This window comes from Hydrogenophaga intermedia, assembly GCF_000723405.1.
GTDB lineage: Bacteria > Pseudomonadota > Gammaproteobacteria > Burkholderiales > Burkholderiaceae_C > Hydrogenophaga > Hydrogenophaga intermedia.
On the sequence record NZ_CCAE010000034.1, the window covers coordinates 15907 to 41006 of the forward strand.

General features: G+C 70.8%; 23 protein-coding genes. 15 read left to right on the forward strand and 8 right to left on the reverse strand.

The window, feature by feature from the left end; translation table 11 throughout:
* The first annotated feature begins 99 nt into the window (after positions 1–99).
* Positions 100–963: a LysR substrate-binding domain-containing protein gene (locus tag BN948_RS17345; RefSeq protein ID WP_035622900.1), complete on the forward strand. Its 864-nt coding sequence runs from the start codon at positions 100–102 to the stop codon at positions 961–963.
* 434 nt (positions 964–1397) lie between these two features.
* Here BN948_RS17345 and BN948_RS17350 read toward each other — a convergent pair whose 3' ends face one another.
* Complete coding sequence (locus BN948_RS17350) at positions 1398–2048, reverse strand: GntR family transcriptional regulator (RefSeq protein ID WP_035622902.1); 651 nt, start codon at positions 2046–2048, stop codon at positions 1398–1400.
* Between the two features lie 114 nt (positions 2049–2162).
* Here BN948_RS17350 and BN948_RS17355 point away from each other — a divergent pair, with 114 nt between their 5' ends.
* From BN948_RS17355 to BN948_RS17380, 6 genes are read left to right on the forward strand one after another with little or no spacing between them, the layout of a single operon-like run.
* Complete coding sequence (locus BN948_RS17355; protein ID WP_051756183.1) at positions 2163–2714, forward strand: TRAP transporter small permease; 552 nt, start codon at positions 2163–2165, stop codon at positions 2712–2714.
* A complete protein-coding gene (locus BN948_RS17360; protein ID WP_035622905.1) occupies positions 2711–4000 on the forward strand; it encodes a TRAP transporter large permease in 1290 nt (429 codons plus the stop codon). The genes BN948_RS17355 and BN948_RS17360 overlap by 4 nt, the downstream gene beginning before the upstream one ends.
* Before the next feature lie 39 nt (positions 4001–4039).
* Positions 4040–5044, forward strand: coding sequence for a DctP family TRAP transporter solute-binding subunit (locus BN948_RS17365; RefSeq protein ID WP_035622909.1), 1005 nt, complete (start codon positions 4040–4042; stop codon positions 5042–5044).
* The gene (locus tag BN948_RS17370) at positions 5041–6018 is read left to right on the forward strand and encodes a C-terminal binding protein (protein WP_035622912.1); all 978 of its coding nucleotides are present in this window, start codon (positions 5041–5043) and stop codon (positions 6016–6018) included. The genes BN948_RS17365 and BN948_RS17370 overlap by 4 nt, the downstream gene beginning before the upstream one ends.
* A 52-nt stretch (positions 6019–6070) precedes the next feature.
* Positions 6071–6718 (forward strand): RraA family protein, encoded by a 648-nt coding sequence (locus BN948_RS17375; RefSeq protein ID WP_035622915.1) that lies wholly within the window; start codon positions 6071–6073, stop codon positions 6716–6718.
* 19 nt (positions 6719–6737) lie between these two features.
* Positions 6738–7679 carry a sugar kinase gene (locus BN948_RS17380; protein ID WP_272945550.1) on the forward strand — a complete coding sequence of 314 codons (942 nt, stop codon included), beginning with the start codon at positions 6738–6740 and terminating at the stop codon, positions 7677–7679.
* Here BN948_RS17380 and BN948_RS17385 read toward each other — a convergent pair whose 3' ends face one another.
* Together BN948_RS17385 and BN948_RS17390 are read right to left on the reverse strand one after the other, a co-directional pair.
* Positions 7680–8573 (reverse strand): isocitrate lyase/PEP mutase family protein, encoded by an 894-nt coding sequence (locus BN948_RS17385; protein ID WP_051756189.1) that lies wholly within the window; start codon positions 8571–8573, stop codon positions 7680–7682.
* A gap of 5 nt (positions 8574–8578) precedes the next feature.
* Positions 8579–9571: a Bug family tripartite tricarboxylate transporter substrate binding protein gene (locus tag BN948_RS17390; RefSeq protein WP_035622919.1), complete on the reverse strand. Its 993-nt coding sequence runs from the start codon at positions 9569–9571 to the stop codon at positions 8579–8581.
* Between the two features lie 131 nt (positions 9572–9702).
* Here BN948_RS17390 and BN948_RS17395 point away from each other — a divergent pair, with 131 nt between their 5' ends.
* Entirely contained in the window at positions 9703–10623 is a 921-nt protein-coding gene (locus BN948_RS17395; protein ID WP_035622922.1) for a LysR family transcriptional regulator, read from the forward strand.
* An 18-nt stretch (positions 10624–10641) separates the two neighbouring features.
* Here BN948_RS17395 and BN948_RS25765 read toward each other — a convergent pair whose 3' ends face one another.
* From BN948_RS25765 to BN948_RS17415, 4 genes are all read right to left on the reverse strand, one after another.
* Entirely contained in the window at positions 10642–12675 is a 2034-nt protein-coding gene (locus BN948_RS25765; protein WP_162182748.1) for a PAS domain-containing sensor histidine kinase, read from the reverse strand.
* 141 nt (positions 12676–12816) lie between these two features.
* Positions 12817–15369 (reverse strand): branched-chain amino acid ABC transporter ATP-binding protein/permease, encoded by a 2553-nt coding sequence (locus BN948_RS17405; RefSeq protein WP_035622925.1) that lies wholly within the window; start codon positions 15367–15369, stop codon positions 12817–12819.
* Entirely contained in the window at positions 15366–16244 is an 879-nt protein-coding gene (locus BN948_RS17410) for a branched-chain amino acid ABC transporter permease (protein WP_035622927.1), read from the reverse strand. The genes BN948_RS17405 and BN948_RS17410 overlap by 4 nt, the downstream gene beginning before the upstream one ends.
* Before the next feature lie 105 nt (positions 16245–16349).
* Positions 16350–17546 (reverse strand): ABC transporter substrate-binding protein, encoded by a 1197-nt coding sequence (locus tag BN948_RS17415; RefSeq protein WP_035622929.1) that lies wholly within the window; start codon positions 17544–17546, stop codon positions 16350–16352.
* A gap of 239 nt (positions 17547–17785) precedes the next feature.
* Here BN948_RS17415 and BN948_RS17420 point away from each other — a divergent pair, with 239 nt between their 5' ends.
* From BN948_RS17420 to BN948_RS17435, 4 genes are read left to right on the forward strand one after another with little or no spacing between them, the layout of a single operon-like run.
* Positions 17786–18217: a nuclear transport factor 2-like protein gene (locus tag BN948_RS17420; protein WP_035622931.1), complete on the forward strand. Its 432-nt coding sequence runs from the start codon at positions 17786–17788 to the stop codon at positions 18215–18217.
* A complete protein-coding gene (locus BN948_RS17425) occupies positions 18214–19137 on the forward strand; it encodes a polysaccharide deacetylase family protein (protein WP_035622933.1) in 924 nt (307 codons plus the stop codon). The genes BN948_RS17420 and BN948_RS17425 overlap by 4 nt, the downstream gene beginning before the upstream one ends.
* Positions 19134–20324, forward strand: coding sequence for an amidase (locus BN948_RS17430; RefSeq protein WP_035622936.1), 1191 nt, complete (start codon positions 19134–19136; stop codon positions 20322–20324). The genes BN948_RS17425 and BN948_RS17430 overlap by 4 nt, the downstream gene beginning before the upstream one ends.
* A gap of 30 nt (positions 20325–20354) precedes the next feature.
* On the forward strand, positions 20355–21143 hold the full coding sequence (locus BN948_RS17435; protein ID WP_035622939.1) for a GntR family transcriptional regulator: 789 nt from the start codon (positions 20355–20357) through the stop codon (positions 21141–21143).
* Between the two features lie 32 nt (positions 21144–21175).
* Here BN948_RS17435 and BN948_RS17440 read toward each other — a convergent pair whose 3' ends face one another.
* On the reverse strand, positions 21176–21850 hold the full coding sequence (locus BN948_RS17440; protein ID WP_051756194.1) for a GntR family transcriptional regulator: 675 nt from the start codon (positions 21848–21850) through the stop codon (positions 21176–21178).
* 124 nt (positions 21851–21974) lie between these two features.
* Between BN948_RS17440 and BN948_RS17445 the strand changes: the two genes are divergently transcribed.
* The 3 genes from BN948_RS17445 to BN948_RS17455 are packed head-to-tail and all read left to right on the forward strand — an operon-like array spanning position 21975 to position 25073.
* Positions 21975–22781, forward strand: a complete 807-nt coding sequence (locus BN948_RS17445) for an enoyl-CoA hydratase/isomerase family protein (protein WP_035622942.1) — start codon at positions 21975–21977, stop codon at positions 22779–22781.
* A gap of 56 nt (positions 22782–22837) precedes the next feature.
* On the forward strand, positions 22838–23821 hold the full coding sequence (locus BN948_RS17450; RefSeq protein WP_035622945.1) for a Bug family tripartite tricarboxylate transporter substrate binding protein: 984 nt from the start codon (positions 22838–22840) through the stop codon (positions 23819–23821).
* Between the two features lie 4 nt (positions 23822–23825).
* Entirely contained in the window at positions 23826–25073 is a 1248-nt protein-coding gene (locus BN948_RS17455) for a CaiB/BaiF CoA transferase family protein (protein WP_035622948.1), read from the forward strand.
* Positions 25074–25100: the final 27 nt, after the last annotated feature.

A 25100-nucleotide genomic window follows, 5' to 3' on the forward strand; every position in this document is an offset into this window, starting at 1 on the left:
GGCGACATTCATCCAATTCAAGTTTTTACACCCTTGTATTGAAAGAACCTATAGTTCCGCAGGGATAACACCGAGGCCTTTTTTCATGCGAGCCGTCCCATGCGCTTGACCCAGTTGCGTTCCTTCCACGCTGTGGCCACCACCGGCAGCTTCACGCGCGGGGCCGAGGCCCTGCACGTGAGCCAGCCCACCGTCACCACGCAGGTGGGCCAGCTCGAGACGCTCTACAAGGTGGAGCTGTTCCACCGCTCGGGCCGGCGCGTGGTGCCCACCGAGATCGGCGAGCGGCTGCTGCAGCTCTCGCGCCAGATGTTCGACCTGGAGGCCGAGGCCGTGCAGTTGCTGCGCGAGACGGGCGAGCTGCGATCGGGCCACCTGCGCGTGGCGGCGGTGGGGCCATCACACGCGACGAAGATGCTGGTCGCCTTCAACCAGCGCTACCCGGGCGTGAAGATCTCCGTCACCACCGGCAACTCGCAGGATGTGCTGGACCGCCTGGCCGACTACAGCGCCGACGTGGGCGTGCTGGCGCAGGTTTCGCTGGACAAGCGCTTCGTCTCGGTGCCCTACAGCGAGCACCCGGTGGTGATCTTCTGCAACGCCACGCATCCCTTTGCGCGGCGGCGCAGCATCCGCACGGCGGAGTTGCAGGGCGAGAAGCTGATCCTGCGCGAGGAGGGCTCGACCACGCGCAAGGCGATCGAGTCGGCGCTGCGCGCGGCGGGGGTGGAGCCCGAGGTGGTGATGGAGGTGGCCAGCCGCGAGATCATCCGCGAGGCGGTGGCGCAGGGCGTGGGCGTGGCGGCGGTGTCCGACGTGGAGTTCGTGCCTGGCCCGGGGTTGCACGCGGTGCGCATCAGCGACGCACAGGTGCGCACCTACGCGCACGTGGCCTGCCTGGCCGAGCGGCGGGACGCGCGGATGGTGCGGGCGTTTTTCGAGGCGATCGGGATGGAGGTTTGACTGCTGTGCTGCGGGTGCTGCAGGTGTAGGGGGCGGTGGGTTGGCGGGCCGAGGGCCCGGGGTACGGTGCCGCGGGCTTCACTGCGCAGCCCTTCGCTTCGCGAAGGGAAGTCCGTTCCCGTTGTTGGCGTGCCTGAGTGTCTCTTGTCGGGGGCGGGCACAGGGCCGTGGCGGCGCCTGTGCGGTGCCGAGAAGCGCAGTGCGGGTGGCCGCGCGCGCAGCGCGCTTCGTCATCTGATTTGCGGCATCTGTTTGAGCGGAGCGCGCAGAGCGCGCGCAGCGAGTTATGCCGCAGGCCACCCGCGCGAGCATCGCAGGGGAGTCCTCGCGCAGCGAGGACCACCGCAGTGAAGCCGCCACGGCCCTGTGCCCGCCCCTGACACGCCAACCAAGCGCCGCCAACCCTCGCGGCGAGCCCTCCCCCAGCCCGCGCCTCAGGCCCCGCCGCAAGCCGCCCGGTACCGCGGCTCGTTGTCCAGCACGTGTTCCCGCAGCAGCGCGCCCGCCGCGTCCACGTCGCCGTCGCCCACCGCGTCCACCAGCACCTGGTGGCTCTTCACCGCGTTGTCGATGGGCGAGCGGTGGCGCAGCGCGGTGAGCTGCGAGCGCAGCACCTCGTAGCCCGAGCGCACGTAGGGGCTGGGGCAGTGCTCGAAGAACTGCCAGTGGAAGGCCATGTCGATGCGTGCCAACGCTGGCAGGTCGCGCGCGGCCTCGGCGGCCTTCATTTCCTTCACGCACTGCTTCATGGCCTTGAGCAGGCCCGCGCGGTTGGCGTCCATGGCCTCGCGCAGGGCCTCGGTCTCCACCAGCGCGCGGAAGCGGCAGAGCTGGCCCACCTGCTCGGGCGTGAGGCGAAAGACGAAGGTGCCGCGTTGCGGGTGGATCTGCACCAGACCCTGTGACTGCAGCCGCACCAGGGCCTCGCGCACCGGGGTCTTGCTCACGCCCATCAACGCGGCCAACTGCGCCTCCGACACCTGCTCGCCCAGCTTCAGGTCGCCGCTGACGATGGCGGCGCGGATGCGCTCGCCCACCACGTCGGTGAGCAGGCGGGGGCGCTCGAGCTCGAGTTGTCGGGTCATGGGGTTTCGGATCGTGGAGCCGCAGTGTAAGGGGTTTCCCTCAATCCTATATCAGAGATATCAGATACGATCCCGGGCAAAACCCTGATACCCAGCACCGGAGACAGTCCCTTCATGGCGTTCAGCGATTCACCGGCCCGCCCCTCTCTAGCGGGCCGCCTGGAGCACGGCTTCGTGCGGCTCAACCAGGCCCTCATCGTTCTTCTCATGGCCTCGATGGCGGTGCTCGTGTTCGCCAACGTGGTCATGCGCTACGTGTTCAATCAATCCATCTTCTGGGTCGAGGAATTCACCCAGATACAGATGATCTGGGTGGCCTACCTGGGCGCCGGCCTGGCGCTGCGCGAGGGCCGCCACGTGGCCGTGGACATGCTGCAGGACCTGCTGCCCGCGCCGCTGCGCCACGCCATCCGCTGGTTCATCGCCATCGCCACCGCGCTGTTCCTGCTGGCACTGGTGGTGCTGGGTGTGCAGATCGCGGAGTTCACCTGGAGCCAGGAAACGCCCGCCATGGGTCTGCCTGCGGGATTGCCCTATCTGGGCATTCCCTTGGGTGCCGCGGCCATGCTGCTGCACCTGCTGCTGTTCTGGCGCCAGTTCATCGCGCGCGAATTCGTGCAGACCGAAGACCTCGACGACCACGAAGCCGAGGAGGCTGCAGCATGAGCCTTGTCCTCTTCATCGTCTTCGTTGTCGGTCTGGCCATCGGCGTGCCCATTGCCCTGGCCATGGGCGGCGCGGGCCTGCTGGCCCTGGCCATCGACGGCAACCTGTCGTTGCTGTCGGTGCCGCAGCGCTTCTTCGACGGCATCAACAGCTTCCCGCTGATGGCCGTGCCCTTCTTCATCCTCGCGGCCGACCTGATGACCGCCAGCGGCATCACCACCGCGCTGCTGCGCTTTGCGGGCGCCATGGTGGGCCACGTGCGCGGCGGCATGGGCCACGTCAACGTGGTCACCTCGGTCATGTTCGCGGGCATCAGCGGCTCGGCCCTGGCCGACGCGGCCGGCCCCGGCGCGATCGAGACCCGCATGATGGCGCGCAGCGGCTACGACAAGGCCTACTCGGCCGCGCTGTCGGCGGCCACCTCGGTCATCGGGCCCATCATCCCGCCGTCCATCGTGATGGTGATCTACGCGCTCACCGACAGCCGCGTCACCGTGGCCGGCCTGTTCCTGGCGGGCGTGGTGCCCGGCCTGCTGATGGGCCTGGCGCTGATGGGCATGAACCACTACCTGTCGGTGAAGCGGGGCTACGGCACCGTGGGCACGGCGCCGTCGTGGGGCGTTCGCCTGCGCGCGCTGTGGAAAGCCACGCCGGTGCTGCTGATGCCGGCCATCATCATCGCGGGCATCCTCACCGGCCTGTTCACGCCCACCGAAGCCTCGGCCGTGGCGGTGTTCTACGCGCTGTTCATCGGCCTGTTCATCACGCGCACGCTCAACGCGCGCCTCATCTGCCGGGTGCTGCTGCAAAGCGGCCTGGTCACCTCGGCGGCGCTCATCATCGTGTCCATGGCCTCGCTGTTCGCCTGGCTGCTCACGCTGCTGCAGATCCCGCAGACCATCGGCGCGGCCATCGGCGGCATGACGACCGACCCGGTGGCCATCATGCTGATCGTGATGGTCTTCGTGCTCATCTGCGGCCTGTTCATCGACACGCTGCCTGCCGTGATCATCCTGGTGCCGGTGCTGGCGCCGCTGTCCGATCAGTTCGGCATCCACCCGCTGCACTTCGCCATGGCCATCGTGCTCAACCTCACCATCGGCCTGGCCACGCCACCGGTGGGTGGGGTGCTGTTCGTGATGAGTTCGGTGGCGCGGCTGCGCCTGGAAGAACTCACGCGCGCCATCCTGCCTCTGCTCGCCGCCCTGCTGGTGGTGCTGCTGGCGGTGGTGTTCATCCCCTCGCTCAGCACCTTCGTGCCCGGCCTGTTCGGCTACGCGCGCTGAGCGTTCTTTCCTTCCCCCAACCACAAGGAGACAACCGCCATGAAGTTCAAGACCCTCGCCGCCGTGATGGGCCTGGCCCTCGCGCTGCCTTTGGCCGCGCACGCGCAGAAGACGCTCAAGTACGCGCACTTCCAGCCCGCCAAGGACGACCAGCCCAAGCACGTCGCCGCGCTCGCGTTCAAGGAGCACGTGGAGAAAGCCACCAAGGGCTCCATCAAGGTCGAGATCTTCCCGGCCGGCCAGTTCGGCAAGGACCAGCCCACCATGGAGGCCCTGCGTCTGGGCACCCTGGAGATGGCCGTGGCGCACGACGGCGCCATCGGCACCGTGCACAAGCCCATCGGCGTGCTGGGCATTCCCTTCCTGTACGACAACCACGAACACGCCTGGCGCGTGTACGACTCCGCGTGGCTCAAGGGCTTCTCCGACGACATGGTCAAGAAGACCGGCATTCGCGCGCTGGGCTTCGCCGACAACGGCGTGCGCCACTTCACCAACAGCCTGCGCCCCATCCAGACGCCGGCCGACATGAAGGGCATGAAGATCCGCATCCAGCCCTCGCCGGTGTTCAAGGCGCTGGTTGAATCGCTGGGCGCCTCGGCCTCGGCCATTCCCTGGGGCGAGCTGCCCACCGCGCTGCAGCAGAAGGTGGTGGACGGCCAGGAGAACGGCGTGACCAACATCCTGGCCGCCAGCCTGTACCAGCACCAGAAGTACGCCACGCTGGACGGGCACGTCTGGTCCGTGCACGGCTACCTCGTCAGCGACCGCTTCTACACGCGCCTCACCGACGTCGAACGCAAGGCCGTGGACGAAGGCGTGCAGAAGGCCATGGCCATCCACCGCAAGATGACGGCCGAGCAGGACAACAACGCCAAGAAGATCCTGGAAGGCGTGGGCATGCAGGTCTATGTGCCTACCGCCGCGCAGATCGCCGAGTTCCGCAAGCTGGCCCAGCCGCCGGTGCGCCAGTGGGCCGAGAGCGAGATCGGCAAGGACTACGTGGACGCGCTGTTCAAGGCCGTGGAGGCAACCCGCAAGTGAGCGATTCGACGCAGGGAGGCGGGCTCGCGCGGCTCGTCGTCGCGCTCGACGACGGCTACGCGAGCTACGACCAGGAAGAGGCGGTGCTGGCCGCCGAGGGCGCGCGCTTCGCGCTGCGCCCCTGCAAGCGCGACCCGAAGCGCGCGCTGGACGCCGCGCGCGAGGCCGACGTGGTGCTGGTGCGCGAGTCGCCGCTGCCACGCGAGGTGATCGAGGGCCTGTCGAGGTGCAAGGCCATCGTCCGCTACGGCATCGGCGTGGACAACATCGACCAGGTGGCCGCGAGCGAGCGCCGCATCATGGTGGCCAACGTGCCCGACTACGGCACCGACGAGGTGAGCTCGCAGGCCGTGGCGCTGGCGCTGGCGGTGTCGCGCCGCCTGTGGCTGCACGACCGCGAGGTGCGCGAAGGTCGCTGGTCCACCGGCGTGCTGCAGCCCATGTTCCGCCTGCGCGGGCGCACCCTGGGCCTGGTGGGCTTCGGGCGCATCGCGCGCATGACGCTGGAGAAGTTCGCCGGCTTCGGCTTCGCCCGCGTGCTGGTGAACGACCCGCGCGCCGAACTGCCCGAGGGCGTGGAGCGCGCCGACATCGACACCCTGTGCGCCGAGTCCGACGTGATCTCGCTGCACGCGCCCTTCAACGCACAGACGCGCCACCTCATCAACGCCGAGCGCATCGCGCGCATGAAGCCCACGGCCATTCTGGTGAACACCGCGCGCGGTGGCCTGGTGCACACCGACGCGCTGTACGACGCCCTGGCCGCGCGCCGGATCCTCGGCGCGGGCCTGGACGTCTTCGAGCAGGAGCCGCCCGGCATCCACAAACTGTTCAGCCTGGACAACGTGGTGGTGAGCAACCACATGGGCTGGTACAGCGAGGAGGCCATGCGCGACCTGCAGCGCAAGACGGCCGAAGAAGCCGCGCGCGTGCTGCGCGGCGAGGCCCCATTGAACTGGCTCAACCGGTGGTGAGGCCACTCGACACACCACTAAGCACACCCTCCCGATTTCAAGAAAGCACGACATGAAAGAACTGATCGACGGATTCAACCAGGTTGCCGTGGCCTCCGTGGCCGACGCGGTGGACAAGGTCTGCGGCAAGCGCGGCTACATGGCCACCTGCATCAAGCCGCGCATCAACGACAAACGCATCTGCGGCCCGGCCGCCACCGTGCTCGAAGCGGCCACCGACGAGTTCGTGCCGCCGCAGCACGCGCTGGACCTGATCGACGAGGCCCCGGCGGGCAGCGTCATCGTCATCAGCATCGAAGGCGGCGAGCCCGACGTGGCGGTGTGGGGCGGGTTGATGACCGCTGGCGCCGTGGCCAATGGCCACGCGGGCGCCGTGCTGGACGGTGGCGTGCGCGACCTCACCGAGATCCGCCGCGACTACGGCTTCCCGGTGTATGCGCGCGACGTGAGCCCCGGCACCACGCTGGGCCGCTACCGCACCGTGGCTTCGCAGGTGCCGGTGCGCGTGGGCGACATCATGGTCCACCCCGGCGACATCGTGGTGGGCGACGTGGACGGCGTGGTGGTGGTGCCGCGCGCCCAGGCCGAGGAGGTGCTGAAGATGGCCAAGGAAATCGACGAGCGCGAACTGGAGCAGGCCAAGCTCATCATCGCGGAGAAATCGCTGCGCAAGGGCCTGGCCAAGTACGGCCGGATCTGACATGGGGGAAGGAGCGGTGGTGGCGCAAGATGCCCTCGACATCCTCGCCTTCGGCGAGGCCATGGTCGAGTTCAACCAGACCGGGGAAGGCAACGGCCCCAGCAAAGGTCGTTTGTACCTGCAGGGCTTCGGCGGCGACACGTCCAACTTCGCCGTGGCCGCCGCGCGCCAGGGCGCGCGCGTGGGCTACCTGGGCGCGCTGGGCGACGACCCCTACGGCGCGATGCTGCGCCACCTGTGGGACGAGGAGGGCGTGGACCACGCGAGCGTGCTCGCCGACACCGCGGCCTTCACCGCCATCTACTTCGTCACGCACGACGAACGCGGCCACCACTTCAGCTTCTTCCGCACGGGCTCGGCCGCGAGCCGCTACACGGCCACGCAACTGCCGCGTGAGCGCATCGCGGCGGCGAAGGTCTTGCACCTCTCCGGCATCTCGCTCGCCATCTCCCCCACGGCCTGCGACACCGCCTACGCGGCCATGGCCATCGCGCGCGAGGCCGGCACGCTGATTTCCTTCGACACCAACCTGCGCCTGAAGCTCTGGCCGGTGGACCGCGCGCGCGCCGTCATGAGCGACGTCATCGCGCGCTGCGACATCTGCCTGCCGAGTTACGACGACGTGGTCGCCATCTTCGGTCTGACGGACCCCGACGCGCTGGTGGACCACTGCCTGCGCCTGGGGGCGAAGCAGGTGGCGCTGAAGCTCGGCGACAAGGGCGCGCTGGTGGCCGACGCGAATCAACGCCACCGCATCGACCCCTTCCCCTGCCAGCCGGTGGACGCCACCGGCGCGGGCGACGCCTTCGGCGGCGCCTTCGTCACGCGCCGCCTCGCCGGCGACAGCCTGCTCGACGCGGGGCGCTACGCGGCGGCGGTGGCGGCCTTGTCCACGCAGGGGTACGGCGCCGTGGCGCCGATCCCGCGCGCGGACGAGGTGCGCGCGCGGCTGGCGGACTGATCAGGCGCCGTAGCGGCGCTCCAGTTCGGCCCAGCGCGGGAAGCCCACGATGCGCTTGTAGTCCTCGAAGCCCACGCCGCTGCCCACCATCTTCAGCTCGCCGCTGCGCAGGTCTTCCAGGCTGTCGACCATGGTCTTCACCGAGCGCATCAGCAGCGAGATGCCGTAGATGACGATGCGAAAGCCCAGGTCTTCCAGCTCTGCGGGCTTGAGGATGGGCGTGCGCCCGCCTTCCAGCATGTTGGCCATCAGCGGCACGCCCTTCAGCGCGCGCCCCACCTGTTCCAGCTCGGCCACCGATTCGGGCGCCTCGATGAAGATGCCGTCGGCGCCCGCGCGCGCGTAGCGCTCGCCGCGCCGCAGCGCCTCGTCCATGCCGATCACCTCGCGCGCGTCGGTGCGCGCGATGATGAAGGTGCGCGGGTCGCGCCGCTGCTCGGCGGCCGCGCGGATGCGCCGCTCCATCTCCTCGCAGGGCAGCAGCTCCTTGCCCACGATGTGGCCGCAACGCTTGGGCGAGACCTGGTCCTCGAAGAACAGGGCCTGCGCGCCCATGCGCTCGTAGGTGTGCACGGCGTGCACGACGTTCTTCACGTCGCCGTAGCCGTTGTCCACGTCCACCAGCACTGGCAGGTCGGACACGGCCATGATGTCGCGGTATGCGGCGCTGAGCTCGCCGAGCGTGGCCAGGCCGATGTCGGGCAGGCCCAGACGCGCGCCCACCACCGGAAAGCCACCGATGAAATAGGCCTTGAAGCCGGCCTGCTGGATCAGCAGGGCGGAGATGGCGTCGTGCGCGCCGGGCAGCACCAGGGGGCGCTCGCTGGCGACGAGCTCGCGGAAGTGGGGATGGGGGGCGGTTTGCGGCGCGGCGGCCGTCGGGTCGAGGGACATGGGGTTCACTGATCGATCTTGATGTTGCCTGCCTTGATGACCGCGGCCCAGCGCTGGCCGTCCTCCTGAACGAGCCGCTCCAGCTCGCGCGGGCTGCCGCCCAGGGGCTCGGCGCCTTGCCGTTCGAACTGCGCGCGCAGGTCGGGGTCGCGCAGCACGGTGTTGATGTGTCGGTTGAGTTCGCCCACCACCTTGGCGTCCAGGCCGGCCGGGCCCATCAGAGCGAACCAGGTGGTGCCGTCGAAGCCCTCGAAGCCAGCCTCGCGCAGGGTGGGCAGGTCGGGCGCGAGTGGGGACCGCTGCGCGCTGCCGATGGCCAGGGCCTTCACCTTGCCGGCCTGGGACTGGGGCAGCGTCCACACGATGCTGTCGAAGGCGAAATCGATCTGGCCGCCGTTCAGGTCGGGCAGGGCCTGGATGCCGGTCTTGTACGGAATGTGTGTGGTGGGCAGCTTCGCGCGCTGCGCGAAGTCGGCGCCGATGAGGTGGGTGACCGAGCCATTGCCGCTGGACGAGTAGTTCAGGGGGGCGCTTCGGGCGCGCGCGGCCTGCAGGAACTCGGCCACAGTGGTCACCTTCAGCGCCGGGCTTACCACCAGCACGTTGGGCGCGGTGGCGATGCGCGCGATGGCGGTGAAGTCGCGCTGCACGTCGTAAGGGAGGGCGCGAAGCTGCGGCAGCACCGCGTGCGTGCTGCTGGTGGCCAGGAGGAAGGTGTAGCCGTCGGGCGCGGCCTTGGCCACGGCCTGCGCGCCGATGGAGCCGGCCGCGCCGGCGCGGTTGTCGATCACCACGGGCTGCTTGAGCGCGCTCGACAGCTTCTCGCCCACGACGCGCGCCAGCGCGTCGGTGCTGCCACCGGCGCCGAAGGGCACGATGAGGCGCAGCGGCCGCTCGGGCCAGGTGGCGTTCTGGGCGTGGGCGGGCGCGAGCAGCGCGGCCAGCAGGGCGAGGCCGCTGGCGCGCAGCCAGCGGGCGCGGTGGGGGGTGAAGGGCATGGCGTGTCTCCGGTTTGTGTTCTTGAATGCACAGGGTTCATGCAGACTGCGTCGCAATGTAGATAGCGTTCCGATGGCTTACAAATGATTTGTTTCCATTTCATCAGATGCACAGGATTCATAATTGACCGATGGACTTCCGCCGCCTCGACCTGAACCTGCTGGTGGTTTTCGATGCCGTGCTCAGCGAACGCAGCGTCACGCGCGCGGCCGAGCGCCTGGCGCTCACGCAGCCGGCGGTGAGCCACGCGCTGTCGCGGCTGCGCGCGGCCTGCGGGGACCCGATCGTGGTGCGCCAGGGGCACGGCATGGTGCCCACGCCGAAGGCGGTGGCACTGCACCCCGAGGTGCGCGCCTTGCTGGCCCGCGCGCAACGCGTTTTCTCGCTGTCCAGCGCCTTCGATCCGCGCCAGTCGCAACGCCAGTTCCACGTCGGTTGTTCGGACCACGCGGCCCAGGCCCTGCTCGGCCCGGTGCTGCCGGCGTTGCTGCGCGATGCGCCCGGCGTGCGATTGCAACTGCTGCACGCGGGCCGCAGCAACGCGGCCGACCTGATCCGTGCCGGCACGCTCGATCTGGCGCTGGGCGTGTTCAACAGCGCGGACGACACCATCGAGGTGCGCACCGTGCGCGAGTCGCCCTACGTGTGCCTGATGCGCGTCGGGCATCCGTTGGCTGGCGGGCGCTTCACGTTGGCGCGCTACCTCTCGGCCCAGCACCTGCAGGTGCTGGTGCAGCCTGGCGCGTTCGGCGGCATCGACCAGACCCTGGCGCGGCTCGGCCACGAGCGCGACATCCGCCTGGTGGCGCCGCACTTCGGCGCTGCCCTGGGTCTCTTGCAGGGCACCGATCTGGCGTTGACGGTGCCCGACGATCTGGCGCCCGGCACAAGCCTGCCGCCCGGCCTGCTGCGCCGCGCGGTGCCGTTCGACCTGGAGCCCTTTCGCCACCAGATCGCCATGAGCCGGCGCGCGAACGACGACCCGGGCGTGGCCTGGCTGGTATCGACGCTGGTCTCCGCGGCGTCGGCTCCGCGCGCGCGGCGGCGCTGAAACCGACGTCGCATCGGCTCAGGGCAACTCGATATCCGCCTTCGTGTCGGGCGTCGCGTCCGCGGTCGGCGCGCGCAGCTCGACGAAAAAGGTGCAGCCCTGGTCGGGCGCCGTTTCGCACCACAGCCGGCCTTCGTGGCGCTGCACCACGCGCTGCGCCAGCGCCAGGCCCATGCCCACGCCGTCGTAGTCCATGGAGTGGTGCTGCCGCTGGAACATCACGAACAGCGACTTGGCCTTGGCGAGGTCGAAGCCCACGCCGTTGTCGCGCACGAAGACCGTGTGCACCCCGCCCGCGGTGGGCAGTTGGCCCACCTCGATGCGCGCCTGGGGCACGCGGCGCGTGAACTTGGCCGCGTTGTCGAGCAATTGGCCGAACACCTCGGCGAGCAGGATCGGATCGCCCGCCACCACGGGCAGCGCCGGGTCGATCACCCACTCGATCTCGCGCGGCGTGTTTTCCACCCGCAAACGGCCCACGATGCCCATGATCAGCGGCGTGAGCGAGACCGGCGCCGGCTCGATCGCCACGCGACCCAGGCGCGCGTACTCCAGCAGGCCGTCGATCATCTGGCCCATGCGCTTGGCGGCGGTGCCGATGGCGGTCTGGAACTGCATCAGCTCATGGTGCTGCGCCGGGTCCAGCCCTTCCTGCGTGAGGGTGACGTACTGGCCGATGTGGCGCAGCGGCGCACGCAGGTCGTGCGCCACGGTGTACGAGAAGGCGTCGAGGTCGCGGTTGGCCGCGTCGAGTTGCTGGGTGCGCTCGGTCACGCGGCGCTGCAGTTCCTCGTTCAGGCGCGCCATCACGTCGGCCAGGCGCTTGGATTCGGTGAGGTCGCGTGTGATGACCGACAGGCCTTGCAGGTTGCCCTCGGCGTCGCGCAGCGCGGTCAGCGTGGCGTGCGACCAGAAGCGCGTGCCGTCGTGGCGCTGGCTCCAGCCCTCATGCTCGGCGTGCCCTTCCTCCAGGCAGACGTCCAGCATCACCTGTGTGTCGAGCCCGGCCAGGTCCTCGCCCTGCGGCTCGAACAGCGCGTCCAGCGCGCGGCCGAGGATCTGCCCGCGCTCGAAGCCGTGCAGCCGCTGCGCGCTGTCGGTCCAGTCGCTCACGCCGCCGTCGGGGTCGAGGAAGAAGATGGCGTGGTCGCGAATGGCGTGCGACATCAGCCGGAAGCGCTGCTCGCTGGCGTAGAGCTCGGCACTGCGCTGCGCCACGCGCTCTTCGAGGTCGAGGTTGGCGTTGAAGACGAAGTCCTCGGTGCGGCGCCGCTCGGTGATGTCGATCAACTCGATGAAGAAGCCGTGCACCCCGCCGTCGTGGCTGTCCGGCAGGTAGTGCACTTCGAAGTAGTGCGGCGTGCCGTCGGCGCCGGGGCGCTCGGCCTCGTGGCTGATGGCCTCGCCGTTGAGCGCCTTGGCCACGCGCGGCAGCACCTCGGGCAGCACCTCGGGCGCCAGCACGCGGCTGAGGTCGATGCCGATGACCGCGTCCGGGTCCAGGCCGTAGCCCGCCGCGTAGGCCGCGTTGCAGAAGCGGCAGACCAGGTCCTTGTCGTAGTAGGCCAGGCGCGAGGGCGTGCGGTCGGTGATGGCCTGCAGCAGGCGCATCCGCGCCACGATCTGGCGCTCGATGCGGTCGCGCCCGGTGACCTCGACCACTGCGGTGTGCGAGCGCAGGAAGCGCCCGCTGGCGTCGCGCACGGCGAGCGAGACCAGCTCCACGGTGAAGAAGGCGCCGTCCTTGCCGAACAGGCGCAGCGTCAGCGGCGGCGTGCGGCCTTGCGTGCGCAACTCGTGCAGGTGGTCGCGCAACTGGTTCAGGTCGGATTCGTCGCGCAGGCGCGCCAGCGTGGGGAAGTCCACGCCCCCGCCACGCGACAGGCGCTCGAGGTCGGCGCGGGAGTGGCCCAGCCAGTCGAGCAGGGTGTCGTTGATGGACTGCACGCGCAGTCCGGTGTCCAGCGCGAGCAGTCCGCACGGGGCGTTGTCCCACAGGGCATGGCCTTCGCCGATCGCGCGCTCGCTGGCCGCTGGTTCCATCTGTGCCATTCGTGGCCTCCCACCCGCCGCCATCGTGCGGGCCATGACGGGGCCGATCCCCGGAGCGGCCACTCTAGCCGCCGATGGCGTGCCATGCAAATCGCGAGCACCGCCGCCGGGTCCCGGGGTGGCGCGGGCGGCCAGTGTGCCTCAGGCCGCGTGCGCCGCGGGCGCGGGTGCCACGGCCTGCTCGCCCAGGTAGGCCGCCGCCAGCGCCCCGTCGGCCGCGATCTCGGCCGCCGTGCCCTGGGCCACGATGCGCCCGCCCTCCATCACGTAGGCGCGGTCGGCCAGCGCCAGCGCCAGACCGGCCATCTGGTCTACCAGCAACAGGGTCAGGCCTTCGCGGCGCAGCCGGTCCAGCGCGGCGAAGAGTTCGGCGATCACCTTGGGTGCCAGGCCCAGCGAAGGCTCGTCCAGCAGCAGCACTTGCGGGCGCGACATCAGGGCGCGGGCGATGGCGAGCATCTGCTGCTCCCCGCCCGACAGCAGGCCGGCGCGCTGGTGCAGCCGCTCGCGCAGGCGCGGGAAGCGCTCGAGCTGCTCCTCGACGCGCGCCTCGCGGTCCTCGGGCCGCAGGAAGGCGCCGAGGCGGATGTTGTCGAGCACGCTCAGTTCGGGGAATACCTGGCGGCCCTCGGGCACCAGCACCACGCCGCGCGCCACCACCTGCTCGGCGCCCAGCCCGTGCAGGGCCACGCCGTCCAGGTGAATGCCGCCACGCACGGGCCGGTGCAGGCCCGCAATGGCTTTCATGAGCGTGGACTTGCCGGCCCCGTTGGCGCCCAGCAGGGCCACGGCCTCGCCACGGCGCACGCGCAGGTCGATGCCGTGCAACACGGGCTCGGCGCCGTGGCCGGCGACCAGGGCGCCGACGCCAAGGGCTTCCTCGCTGTTCACTGGCACCCGTGCCTTCGTTGCATCGCCAGCGTCGAGGCCTTCTCCCAGGTAAGCGGCCTGCACGGCGGGGTCGGCCTGCACCTCGGCCGGCGTCCCGCTGGCCAGGCGTTCGCCCGCGTCCAGCACCACCACGTGGTCGCTGATGCCCATGACCAGGGCCATGTCGTGTTCCACCAGCAGCACGGCCACGCCCGCGTCGGCGATGCGGCGCAGCAGCGCGCCCAGTTGTTCCTTGTCCTCGCGCGACAGGCCGGCGGCGGGCTCGTCGAGCAGCAGCGCGTCCGGGTCGGTGGCGAGGGCGCGGGCCACTTCCACCAGGCGGCGATCGACGTGCGGCAGGTCGGCCGCCTTCGCGTGCGGCGAGCCGGTGTAGCCGCAGAAGGCCAGCAGCTCGCGCGCGCGTGTCGTGTATTCGGGCGCCAGCCGGCGCGCCGCGCCCAGCAGCGGGCCGAGTCGCCCGCGCCCCATGGCCAGCACCACGTTGTCCAGCACGCTCAGCGAACCGAAGAGCTGCGAGGTCTGGTAGGTGCGCGCGACCCCGGCGCGGGCGATGCGCACCGCCGATTGGCCTGCGAGTTCGCGCGCGCCGAGCGCGAACGCACCAGCCGTGGGCAGGTAGAAACCGCCCAGCACATTGAGCGCGGTGGACTTGCCCGCGCCGTTCGGGCCGATCAGGCTGGTCACGCGGCCGGCCTCGGCGCGCAGGCTCAGATCGCCCACCGCGCGCACGCCGCCGAACTGCATGGTGATGCCGCGCGCCTGGAGGCCGGCGCGTTCGCGCGCGTGCAGGCCCAGCGCGGCCTCGCCGCACCCGGCCGGCGGGGGGGCCAGCGGCCACAGGCGCTCGCGCAGGCGCCGCAGCCCGCCGGTCACGCCGTCGGGCGCGGCCCACAGCACCACCAGCAGCAGCGCGCCGAAGAACAACAGGCGGTACTCTTCCAGGCCCGACAGCAGCTCCGGCAGCAGGCCCACCACCACCGCGCCCACCAGCGGCCCGGCCACGGAGCCCGCGCCGCCCAGCATCACCACCAGCACGAACAGGATGGACTGCAGGAAGCCGAAGGTGTGCGGCGTGACGAAGCCCGACAGCGGCGCGAACAGCGCGCCCGCGGCGGCGGCCAGCGCGGCGGACACGGCGAAGGCCACCGTCTTGATGAAGAGCGGGTTCAGGCCGATCGATTCGGCGGCGGTCTCGGCGTCGCGCACCGCGCGCAGGCCCGCGCCCCAGGTGCCGCGTGAGAGCCAGGCGTAGCCCGCGAGCGCCACGCCCAGGGTGGCGATCGCCAGCAGCGCGACCGCGCGCTCGCCCTGCGCGAAACCCAGCGAGGGCGCGGCCAGGCCCATGATGCCGTTCTGCCCGCCCGTGAGCGCGCCGGCCTCGACGATGCCGTGCTCCACGATGAAACCGAAGGCGATGGTGATCATCGCCAGGTAGGGGCCCTTCACGCGCAATGCGGGCAGCGCCAGCAGCGCGCCCGCCAGGCCGCCGAGCAGCGCGGCCACGGGCCAGGCGGCCCACAGGCTCCAGCCCGCCTTCGTGGTGAGGATGGCCACCGTGTAGGCGCCGATGGCGTAGAAGCCCACATGGCCGAAAGACACCTGGCCCGACAGGCCCAGCAGCACGTTCAGGCCGATGCCCACGATGGCCAGCAGGGCCACGTTGGCGAGCACGAAGACCCAGTAGCCGTTGACGGTGAGCGCGAGCACTGCGCCGACGGCCAGCAGCGCCAGCACGGCCGCGATCTGCGCGGGCGTGCCCAGGCCCAGCGGGCGGGGCGTGGTGCGGGAGGTCACACGGCTCATACCTTCTTCACCTCCGCGCGGCCGAACAGGCCGTTGGGGCGCCAGGCCAGCGCCGCGATGACCAGCGCGAAGGTGAGGATCTGCGTGTAGCCCGAGCCCAGGGTGGCGGTGATGGTGGCCTCGGCCAGGCCGAACAGCAGGCCCGCGATCATGACGCCCCAGGCGCTGGTGATGCCGCCCAGGATGGCGACCGCGAAGGCCTTCAGGCCGAACAGCGTGCCCATGTCGGCCGCCACGTTGAACAGCGGCGCGATCAGCACGCCCGCGATGCCCGCGAACAGCGCCGACAGCGCGAAGGCCAGGGCCACCGCGCGCCGGATGGGAATGCCCATGAGCCGCGCCGCCGCGCGGTTCTGCACCACCGCCAGCAGGGCCGTGCCCCAGCGCGTGCGCCGCGACAGCGTGTGCAGCAGTGCGGCCAGCGCCAGGCCCACCACCGGGATGAGCAACTGCAGCGGGTACACGCCCAGGCCCAGGCCACCGATTTCCAGCGGCGACTGCGCCAGCGGCGAGGGCAGGCTGCGTGGCTCCTTGCCGTAGGTGAACATCACCAGGTTGTCGAGCACGATGCCCAGGGCCACGGTGGCCATGAGCCAGGCGTCGGAGCCGCGGTTCACGAACGGCCGCACGGCCAGCCACTCGACCAGCAGGCCATAGAGCGCGCACAGCGCCAGCGCCAGCGCGATGGCCGCCCACAGCGGCCAGCCGAAGGTCTGCGCGAAGCTGAAGGTGAGCACCGCGCCCAGCATCATCGAGCTGCCCTGGGCGAAGTTGACCGTACCGCTGACGGCGTAGGTCACGTAGAAGCCCAGGGCCATCAGGCCGTACATGCTGCCCAGCCCGAGGCCGCTGATCAGCGCGGAGATCACCAACATACGAAGTTCCTTGGTTCTTCAGTGGACGACCCGCCGCCGGGCCGCCCCAAGGCGGGTCAGCCCCCTCGGGGGGCAGCGACCCGCGCAGCGGCGGAGCGTGGGGGCTCAGTTCGTGGTCATGCCCACGGGCACGATGCGGTTGTCGATGAACTGGGCCCACACATAGTCGCTGCTCAGAACGGCGTCGTGCTGCGCCGCGCTGAAGGGCTTGTCGTAGGTCTTGATGAGGCCTTCGTACTTGCCGATCTTGTAGAAGCCCTGGCGCACCGCGTCGCCGTCGGTGGAGCCGGCCGCCGCGATGGCCAGCGCCGCCAGGTGCGTGCCGTCGTAGGCGTTGGCCACGCCCACGGCGGGTGTGATGTCGGCCGGGCCCTTCACGTTCGGGTACTTGGCCACCATGGCCTTGATGACCCGTTCGCCCACCGGCGATTGCTTGCCGAAGAAGCTGTAGGTCTGCACGAAGTGCACGTCCTTGCCGCTGGGCCCCGCGAGTTCCGTGAAGCGCCCGCCCGCCGGTCCCCAGTGCGAGACCACGGGCACCTTCCAGCCCATGCGGTCGAGCGACTTGACCACCTGCGCGGAGGGGCCCACGTTGCCCACCATGAACAGCACGTCCGCGCCATTGGCTTTCAGGCGCGTGAGCTGCGGCACCATGTCCACGTCGTTGGCCTCGAACTTCTCGATGCCGGCGGGCGTGACGTTCTTCGCCGCCATCGCGGCCGCCAGGCCTTTCTGGTTGCTCTCGCCCCAGGGGTTGTTCACCAGGATCAGGCCGGGCTTCTTGGCGCCGAAGTTCTTCTGCGCGTAGGCGAGCATGCCCTCGTCGACGATCTCGTCCACCGCCGAGACGCGGAAGGCGAAGTTGGGGTTGGCGCCGTTTTTCGTGATGCCCGTGCCCGCCGCCCAGGGACCCATGAAGGGCACCTTCTCCTGGTTCATCAGCGGCACGATGGCCATGGACACCGGCGTGTCCAGCCCGCCGAAGACCACCGCCACCTTCTCGCGGTAGATGAGCTCGCGCGCGGCCACCACGCCCTTGGCGGGGTTGGCCTCGTCGTCGCGGCGCACCAGTTCCACCGGGCGGCCCAGCACGCCGCCCTTGGCGTTGATCTCGTCGATGGCGATCTGCATGCCGCGCGTGATGGCTTCGCCGGCCAGGGCCGACTGGCCCGACAGCGCGGTGACCAGCCCGAACTTGATGGGCTCGGCGGCGAGAGCCGTGCCGCCGAAGGAAGCCGCGGCGAGGGCGGCCGCGGCGGCCAGCGCGCCGCGCCGGGTGGGGGCGAAGGAGAAGAGGGACATGGCAGGACTCCTGGAAAGGGTGGACGGGGACGGTGAGGAAAGCGCAGCGCCCCGGTCGCAAGTCCTGTGCCAGTGTTCTCAATCCTTGGTTTGTCGTGTGCTCATTCCTTTGATTGGATTGTTGACAATCTGGCACACGACTTGCGAACACACCGATAGCGTGCCGGTGCGGATCCGTGTCGGTGCGAAACGCCCCAGGCCGGTGCGCCGCGCCGGCCAAGATTTCGTGGAGCCGCCCCATGCCAGACACCGCTGTCCCCACAGCCCCCCTCACGCCCGCGCAGGTCGTCGACGAGTACCTGCGCATCCTGATGATTCCCGACCCCGCCGGTGCGCGCCGCTTCGTCGCGCCGGGCCTGCGCATCCGCTTCACCGGCCACCGCGAGATGGCCGACCCCGCCGAGTGCGCGGCCTTCAACGCGGGCCGCTACCGCTGGGTGAAGAAGCGCATCGAGCGCACCGAGACCGTGGCCGGCGGCAGCGCGGTCGAGACCGTGGTCTACAGCCTGGGCACGCTGCACGGCGAATGGCCCGACGGCACGCCCTTCGAGGACAACCGCTACGTGGACCGCTACGTCGTCAGCCACGGCCTCATCACCGACATGCAGGTGTGGAACGACAGCGCCGAGTGGCTGCTGGAGCCCTCGCTGAACCGGAGGCCCGTGACGTGACGGCCCAGTACCTCGGCCCGTTGCCCGACCACGGCCGCTTCCCCTACCGGGCCATCACCCAGCGCCCGCACTACCGCTGGCCTAATGGCGCGGGCCTGGCGGTGTACATCGGCTTCAACATCGAGCACTTCGCCTTCGGTGAAGGCCTGGGCGCCAACATCGGCCCGGCCTCGCCGCAGCCCGACGTGCTCAACTTTAGTTGGCGCGAGTACGGCAACCGCGTGGGCGCCTGGCGCTGCCTGGAGCTGTTCGACAGCCTGGCCCTGCCCACGGCCGCGCTCATCAACACCGCGCTGTACACGCACTGCCCGGAACTGGTGGCCGCCTTCGTGGCGCGCGGCGACGAGCTGGTGGGCCACGGCCACAGCAACGCCGAGCGCCAGGCCGCGCTCGACGAGGCCGGCGAACGCGCGCTGCTGCAACACTGCCGCGAGCAGATGCGCCAGCACAGCGGCGTGGCGCCGCGTGGCTGGCTGTCGCCGTGGATCTCCGAGAGCCGGCTCACGCCCGACCTGCTCGCCGAGACCGGCTACGGATACACGCTCAACTGGTGCCACGACGACCAGCCCGTGCCGATGCGCACGCGAAGCGGGCGCACGCTGTGGTCCGTGCCTTACCCGCAGGAGCTCAACGACATTCCCATGATCGTGGCGCGCCAGATGGACGGGAAGGACTTCGCGCAGATGGTCATCGACAACACCGACGAGATGCTCGAGCAGGCGCGCGCCCAGCCGCTGGTGATGGGCATCGCCCTGCACCCCTACCTGGTGGGCCAGCCCTACCGGCTGCGCCACCTGCGCCGCGCCCTGCAACACCTGGCCGCGGCGCGCGATCGGGGCGAGGTCTGGTTCACCACTCCCGGCGAGATCGTCCAACACATGGCCACCCTGGCCGCGCACGAACCCAAGGCATTCGCATGACCCCCTTTCCACTTGAAGACAGCGTCGGTGCCTGGGTGCCGCACGGACGTTTCGTCATCGAAGGCCAGCCGCACGGCCCGCTGAGCGGCCTGCGCTTCGCGGCCAAGGACGTGTTCCACGTCGCCGGCCATCCCACGGGCGCGGGCAACCCCACCTGGCTGGCCACGCACCCCGTGCCCACGGCGCACGCGCCCGTGGTCGAGCGCCTGTTGGGCGCGGGCGCCACGCTCATGGGCAAGGTGCTCACCGACGAACTGGCCTACAGCCTGCACGGCGACAACGCACACCTGGGCACGCCGCTCAATACGCGCTACCCCGAGCGCGTGCCTGGGGGCTCGTCCAGCGGCTCGGCCGCGGCCGTGGGCGCGCGCCTGGTGGACTTCGCGCTCGGTACCGACACCGGCGGCTCCACCCGCGTGCCCGCCAGCTACGGCGGCCTGTGGGGCCTGCGCACCACGCACGGCCTGGTCAGCGCCGAGGGCCTGGTGCCGCTGCACCCGTCCTTCGACACCGTCACCTGGCTGGCCCACGCCTTCGACAGCTTCGAGCGCGTGGGTCGCGTGCTGCTGCCCGCCAGCGCCTGGTCACCGGGCCGGCTGCTGGTGCCGCAGGACGCCTGGGACCTGGCCGACCCGCTGTCCGCCGCGCCGCTGGCGCGCGTGCGCGACGCGCTGGCCGCACGCCTCGGTGCGGCGGCCGAGGTATCGCGCTGGGCCGGCGATCAGGCCCTGGCCGACTGGCGCCAGGTCTATGCCACGGCCGGCGCGCACGAAGGCTGGCGCGTGCACGGCGAGTGGATCCGCGCCGCGCAGCCGGTGTTCGGCGAAGCCATCGCCGCGCGCTGGGTCGGCGCCAGCCGGGTGAGCGATGCACAGGCCCAGGCCGCGAACGCCGAATGGGCGCGCATCCGCGACGCCGTGCGAGGTCTGCTGGGCGAGGACGGCGTGGCCGTGCTGCCCTCGGCCGCCAGCCTGGCGCCGCGCCGTGACGCCGCGCCCGCCGAGGTGGATGCGGTGCGCCTGCGCACCATGGCCATCACCTGCATCGCCGGCCTGGCCGGGCTGCCGCAGGTGAGCCTGCCCGTGAACACGCCCGAGGGCGAGGTGGTGGGCGTCTCGTTGCTCGGTGCGCCCGGCAGCGACCTCGCCCTCATCCGCCTCGCGGGCGAGGTCCACGCCTCGCTCTGATCGCCGCCCATTTGGTGCAGACTGCGCGCCATGCCGAACGCCGCCGCCCCCTCAAGGAAAAAGCCACCGCGCCGCGCCGCCGCGCGCGCGGCCGACCTCGATGTCGACCCGCAGCCTCCGCGCGCGGCCGGTGCGCTGGCCGACGCCGAGGGAGACGACGTCGAGGCCCGGATCTACCGCGCCGTGTTCGAGAGCGTGATGAGCCAGCGCCTGCCGCCCGGCACCAAGCTGCCCGAGGCACCGTTGTGCGAGTTGTTCGGCGTGAGCCGCGCGGTGGTGCGCAAGGTGCTGCAGAAACTCGCGCACGACCACATCGTGCAGCTGCGGCCCAACCGCGGCGCCACCGTGGCCGTGCCCACGCGCGAGGAAACGCAGCAGATCTTCGAGGCGCGCCGCGCGCTGGAGGCGGCCATCGTGCGCCTGGTGGCCGAGCGTGCCACGCCGGCCGACCTGAAGGCCCTGCGCGCGCAACTGCAGGCCGAGACGAAGGTGATGCACCGGCACGACCAGCCCGCCTGGGCTCGCCTGGCCAGCACCTACCACCTGCGCCTGGCCGAACTCTCGGGCAACCCGATCCTGCACCGCTACCTGGTGGAGATCGTCTCGCGCTGCTCGCTCATCGTGGCGTTGCACCAGCCGCCGGGCAACGCGGCCTGCGAACACGACGAGCACGAGGGCATCGTCGAGCGCATCGCGCGCGGCGACGCCGACGGCGCGGTGGCGCTGATGGACCGGCACCTGCGCGACCTGGAGCGCCACCTGATGCTGGACAAGCCCGCGCCGCGCAAGGACCTGGCGCACCTGCTCGGCCTGGGCTGATCTCCTGAGCGTGAGGCGCCGGCGTGCGCCGCTCAGCGCATGCGCAGCATCAGTTCGGCCTGTGCGGTGCCGCCCACGGTGATGTGTTCCGTCATGGCGCGGTGCGCCTCGGGCTCGTCGCCGCGCACGATGGCGCGCACGATGGCGCCGTGTTCGCGGTGCGAGGCCGACATGCGGCCCGGCCGCTCGAAGGACACCGGGCGGTAGGCCGCCAGCCGCTCGCGGATGCGCACGATCTGGCCGGCCAGGTAGGCGTTGTCGCAGCCCTGGTAGATGAGGCCGTGCAGGCGGAAGTTGAGCTCGGTGTACGCCGCGATGTCGTCACGCTCGGCGGCCTGTCCGGCCTCGATCTGCACGGCGTCGAGCGCCTGGCGCTGTTCGTTGCTCATGCGGCGCGCGCTCAGGCGGGCCGCTTCGGCTTCGAGCACCGCCAGCACCTCCAGCATGCCGAAGATCTCGCGCGGCTCCAGCCGTGTGACGACGGCGCCGCGCCGCGGCGAGAAGTTCATCAGGCCGGCGGCGGCCAGTTGCAGCAGCGCCTCCTTCGCCGGCGTGCGCGAAATGCCGAAGCGCTCGGCCACGGCCTTCACGTCCAGCGCGTCGCCGGGGCGCAGGCGGCCCTGGCGGATGTCGTCCTCCAGCGCCAACCGCACCTCATCGGTCACCGTGGCCGCCGTGGGTTCGGCCGTGGTCGTCGTGTCGTTCATGGGCGGCAGTGTACGGCGCAGACGCGTTCCGGGAATTCATGCATCGCGGTTTACCCCTATTAAAGATCTACTTGACCAGAAAAATGCACTCATATAAATTTATACAAACACAAAGGAGACCGAAATGAATGCAAGAGACGAGGGTCTGAGCGATCTGCCCGAGCTGGTGGTGAGCGACGGCGTGGCCACCGTGACGCTGCGCCGCCCGCGCGTGCTCAACCGCCTGCAAGCCGAGGACGTGATCCGCCTGCGCGAGATCTGGGCCGAGGTGGAGCGCGATCCGTCCGTGCGCGTGCTGGTGCTCACCGGCACCGGCCGGGCCTTCAGCAGCGGCTACGACCTGGACGAACTCGGCGAGCGCAGCGGTGCCATCGCCCCCGGGGCCCGCTCCGGGCGCCCGCTGCCCGATTTCCCGGCGATGACGCTGGAACTGGAAAACCTGCGCGTGCCCACCGTGTGCCGCCTCAACGGCCCCGTCTACGGCGGCGCCACCGACCTGGCGCTGAGCTGCGACTTCCGCGTCGGCCGCAGCGACAGCGAGATGTTCATGCCCGCCAGCCGCCTGGGCCTGCACTACTACACCGAGGGCCTGATCCGCTGGTCGCACCGCCTGGGCACCAACGCGGCGCGCCGCCTGTTCCTCACGTCCACCACCATCAAGGCCGACGAGATGCACCGCATCGGCTACCTCACCGACGTGGTGGCCCCCGAGGCGCTGGACGAGACGGTGGACGCCCTGGTGCGCACCCTGGCCGCGCAGGCGCCGCTGGCGGTGGCGGGCATGAAGCGCTCGCTCAACCAGATCGCGCGCGGCGAGTTGGACGTGGCCGCCAGCGATGCGCGCCACCGCGCCAGCCTGGCCAGCGAGGACCTGCGCGAAGGCATGAGCGCCTGGCAGGAGCGACGCGCCCCCGTGTTCAAGGGACGCTGAAGCGCGAGGGGCCGCAGAGCCCCCGCCGACGATCACCACAACGAAGGAGACAACACATGAACATTCAACGACGCACCCTGCTGCGCCTGGCGGGCGCCGCCCCGGCGGCGCTGGCCCTGCCCGCGCTGCACGCCGACACCTGGCCCTCGCAGGCCTTCAAGCTGCACATTGGCTACAGCACCGGCGGCGCGGCCGACATCGTGGCCCGCACCCTGGCCGTGCGGCTGGAAAAGCTGCTGGGCCAGCCCGTGGTGTTCGAGTACCGGCCCGGCGCGGGCGGGGCCATCGCCGCCGCCTACGTGGCGCGCCAGCCCGCCGACGGCTACCAGCTCTACCTGGCCGACACCGGCAGCATGGCCATCATCCCCAACCTGCGCAGCGTGGCCTATGACCCGGTGCGCGACTTCACGCCCCTGGGCTACGTGGGCGCCAGCGGCCTGGTGCTGCTGGTCAATAACGACGTGCCCGCCAGCGACTTGCCCTCGCTGGTGAAGCTGCTCAAGGACAAGCCCGAGGCCTACGCGTATTCGTCCTCCGGCATCGGCTCGCCGCACCAGTTGGCGGGCGAGCTGTTCAAGCAGCTCACCGGCACGCAGATCCGCCACGTGCCCTACCGGGGCGCGGCGCCGGCCATGAACGACCTGATGGCCGGGCAGGTGCAGGTGGCCTTCGCCACCATCGCGCCCGCGCTGCCGCTGATCCAGGCCGGGCGCATGCGCGCCATTGCCGTCACCTCGGCGAAGCGGTCGTCGAGCCTGAAGCACATCCCCACCATCGCCGAGCAGGGCGTGGCGGGCTACGAGGCCACGCCCTGGTTCGCCATGGTGGCGCCGCCGCAACTGCCCGCGGCCATCGCGCAGCGCCTGCAGCAGGCCATGGCCCAGACCATCGCCGACCCCGAGGTGGTGGCCACGCTGGAGCGCTACGGCGTCGAGGACGCGGGCGCTCAAACGCCCGCCTGGCTCGTCGAGCGCATCCGCGCCGACCACGCCAAGTGGGGCCAGGTCATCAAGACCGCCGGCATCAAGATGGAAGGCTGACCGAATGACCGTATCGAACGACCCGCCCGAGGACTTCGAGCGCCCGCTCGCGGGCCTGAAGGTGCTGGAGCTCTCGCAGATCATGGCCGGCCCGGTGTGCGGCGTGCTGTTGTCCGACATGGGCGCCGACGTGATCAAGGTGGAGCGTTTCCCCGGCGGCGACGACGCGCGCGGCTATCAGCGCCCGGGCGACCCGGGCCTGTCGCCGGCCTTCACCATGATCAACCGCGGCAAGCGCTCGGTGGCGCTGGACATCCGCACGCCCGAGGGCCGAGAGGCACTGCTGCGTCTGGTGGCGCAGGTGGACGTGGTGACCGAGAACTTCCGCGTCGGCACCATGGAGCGCCTGGGCCTGGGGCACGAGGTGCTGATGCAGGCCAACCCGCGCCTGATCTACGCCGCCATCTCGGGCTACGGCCGCGTCGGCCCGCTGGCGCAGCAGGGTGGCTTCGACCTGATCCTGCAGGCCTTCTCGGGCCTCATCAGCGTCACCGGTGAAGAAGGCCGCGCGGGCGTGAAGCCCGGCATTTCGGTGGCCGACGTGAACGCCGGCATCCTGGCTGCGCTGGGCGTGCTGGCGGCCTACATCCGCCGCCTGCGCACCGGGCGCGGCGGGCGGGTCGACACCTCGCTGTTGCAGGCCTGCCTGCAGCAGACCTACTGGTTCGCGGCGGCGTATTTCTCCAAGGGCATCGTCGCCAAACCCATGGGCACCGCGCACCCGCTCATCGCGCCGTACCAGACCTTCGCCTGCGCCGACGGCGCCATCGCCATCGGCGGCGGCAACCAGGCCAACTGGTTGCGCATTGCGGCCACCCTGGGCCACTCCGAGTGGGCGGACGATCCGCGCTTCACCACCGGTGCCTCGCGCCTGGGTCACCGGCGCGAGCTGGAGGCCCTGATGACGGCGGTGCTTTGCACGAACACCGTGGCGCACTGGACAGCAGCCCTGGCCACGGCCGGCGTGCCCGTGGGCCCCGTACAGGACGTGGGCCAGGCCCTGAGCCACCCGCAAACCCGCGCTGTGGGCATGGTGATCGACAACCCCGACCCGCGCACGGGCCTGGACAAGGCGGTCGGCTGTCCCGTGCATTTCGACGGCCACAGCCCCACGCGCACCGGCCCCGCGCCGCTGGTGGGTGAGCACACCCAGCAGGTGTTGCGCGAGTTCGGCTTCGACGAGGAGGCCCTGCGCCGACTGGCCGAGGCGGGCGCGATACCGCCGCCACGGCACGCCACAGAGCCGGCCTGAGCGTGGGGGGACTTGTATACCCCCTGT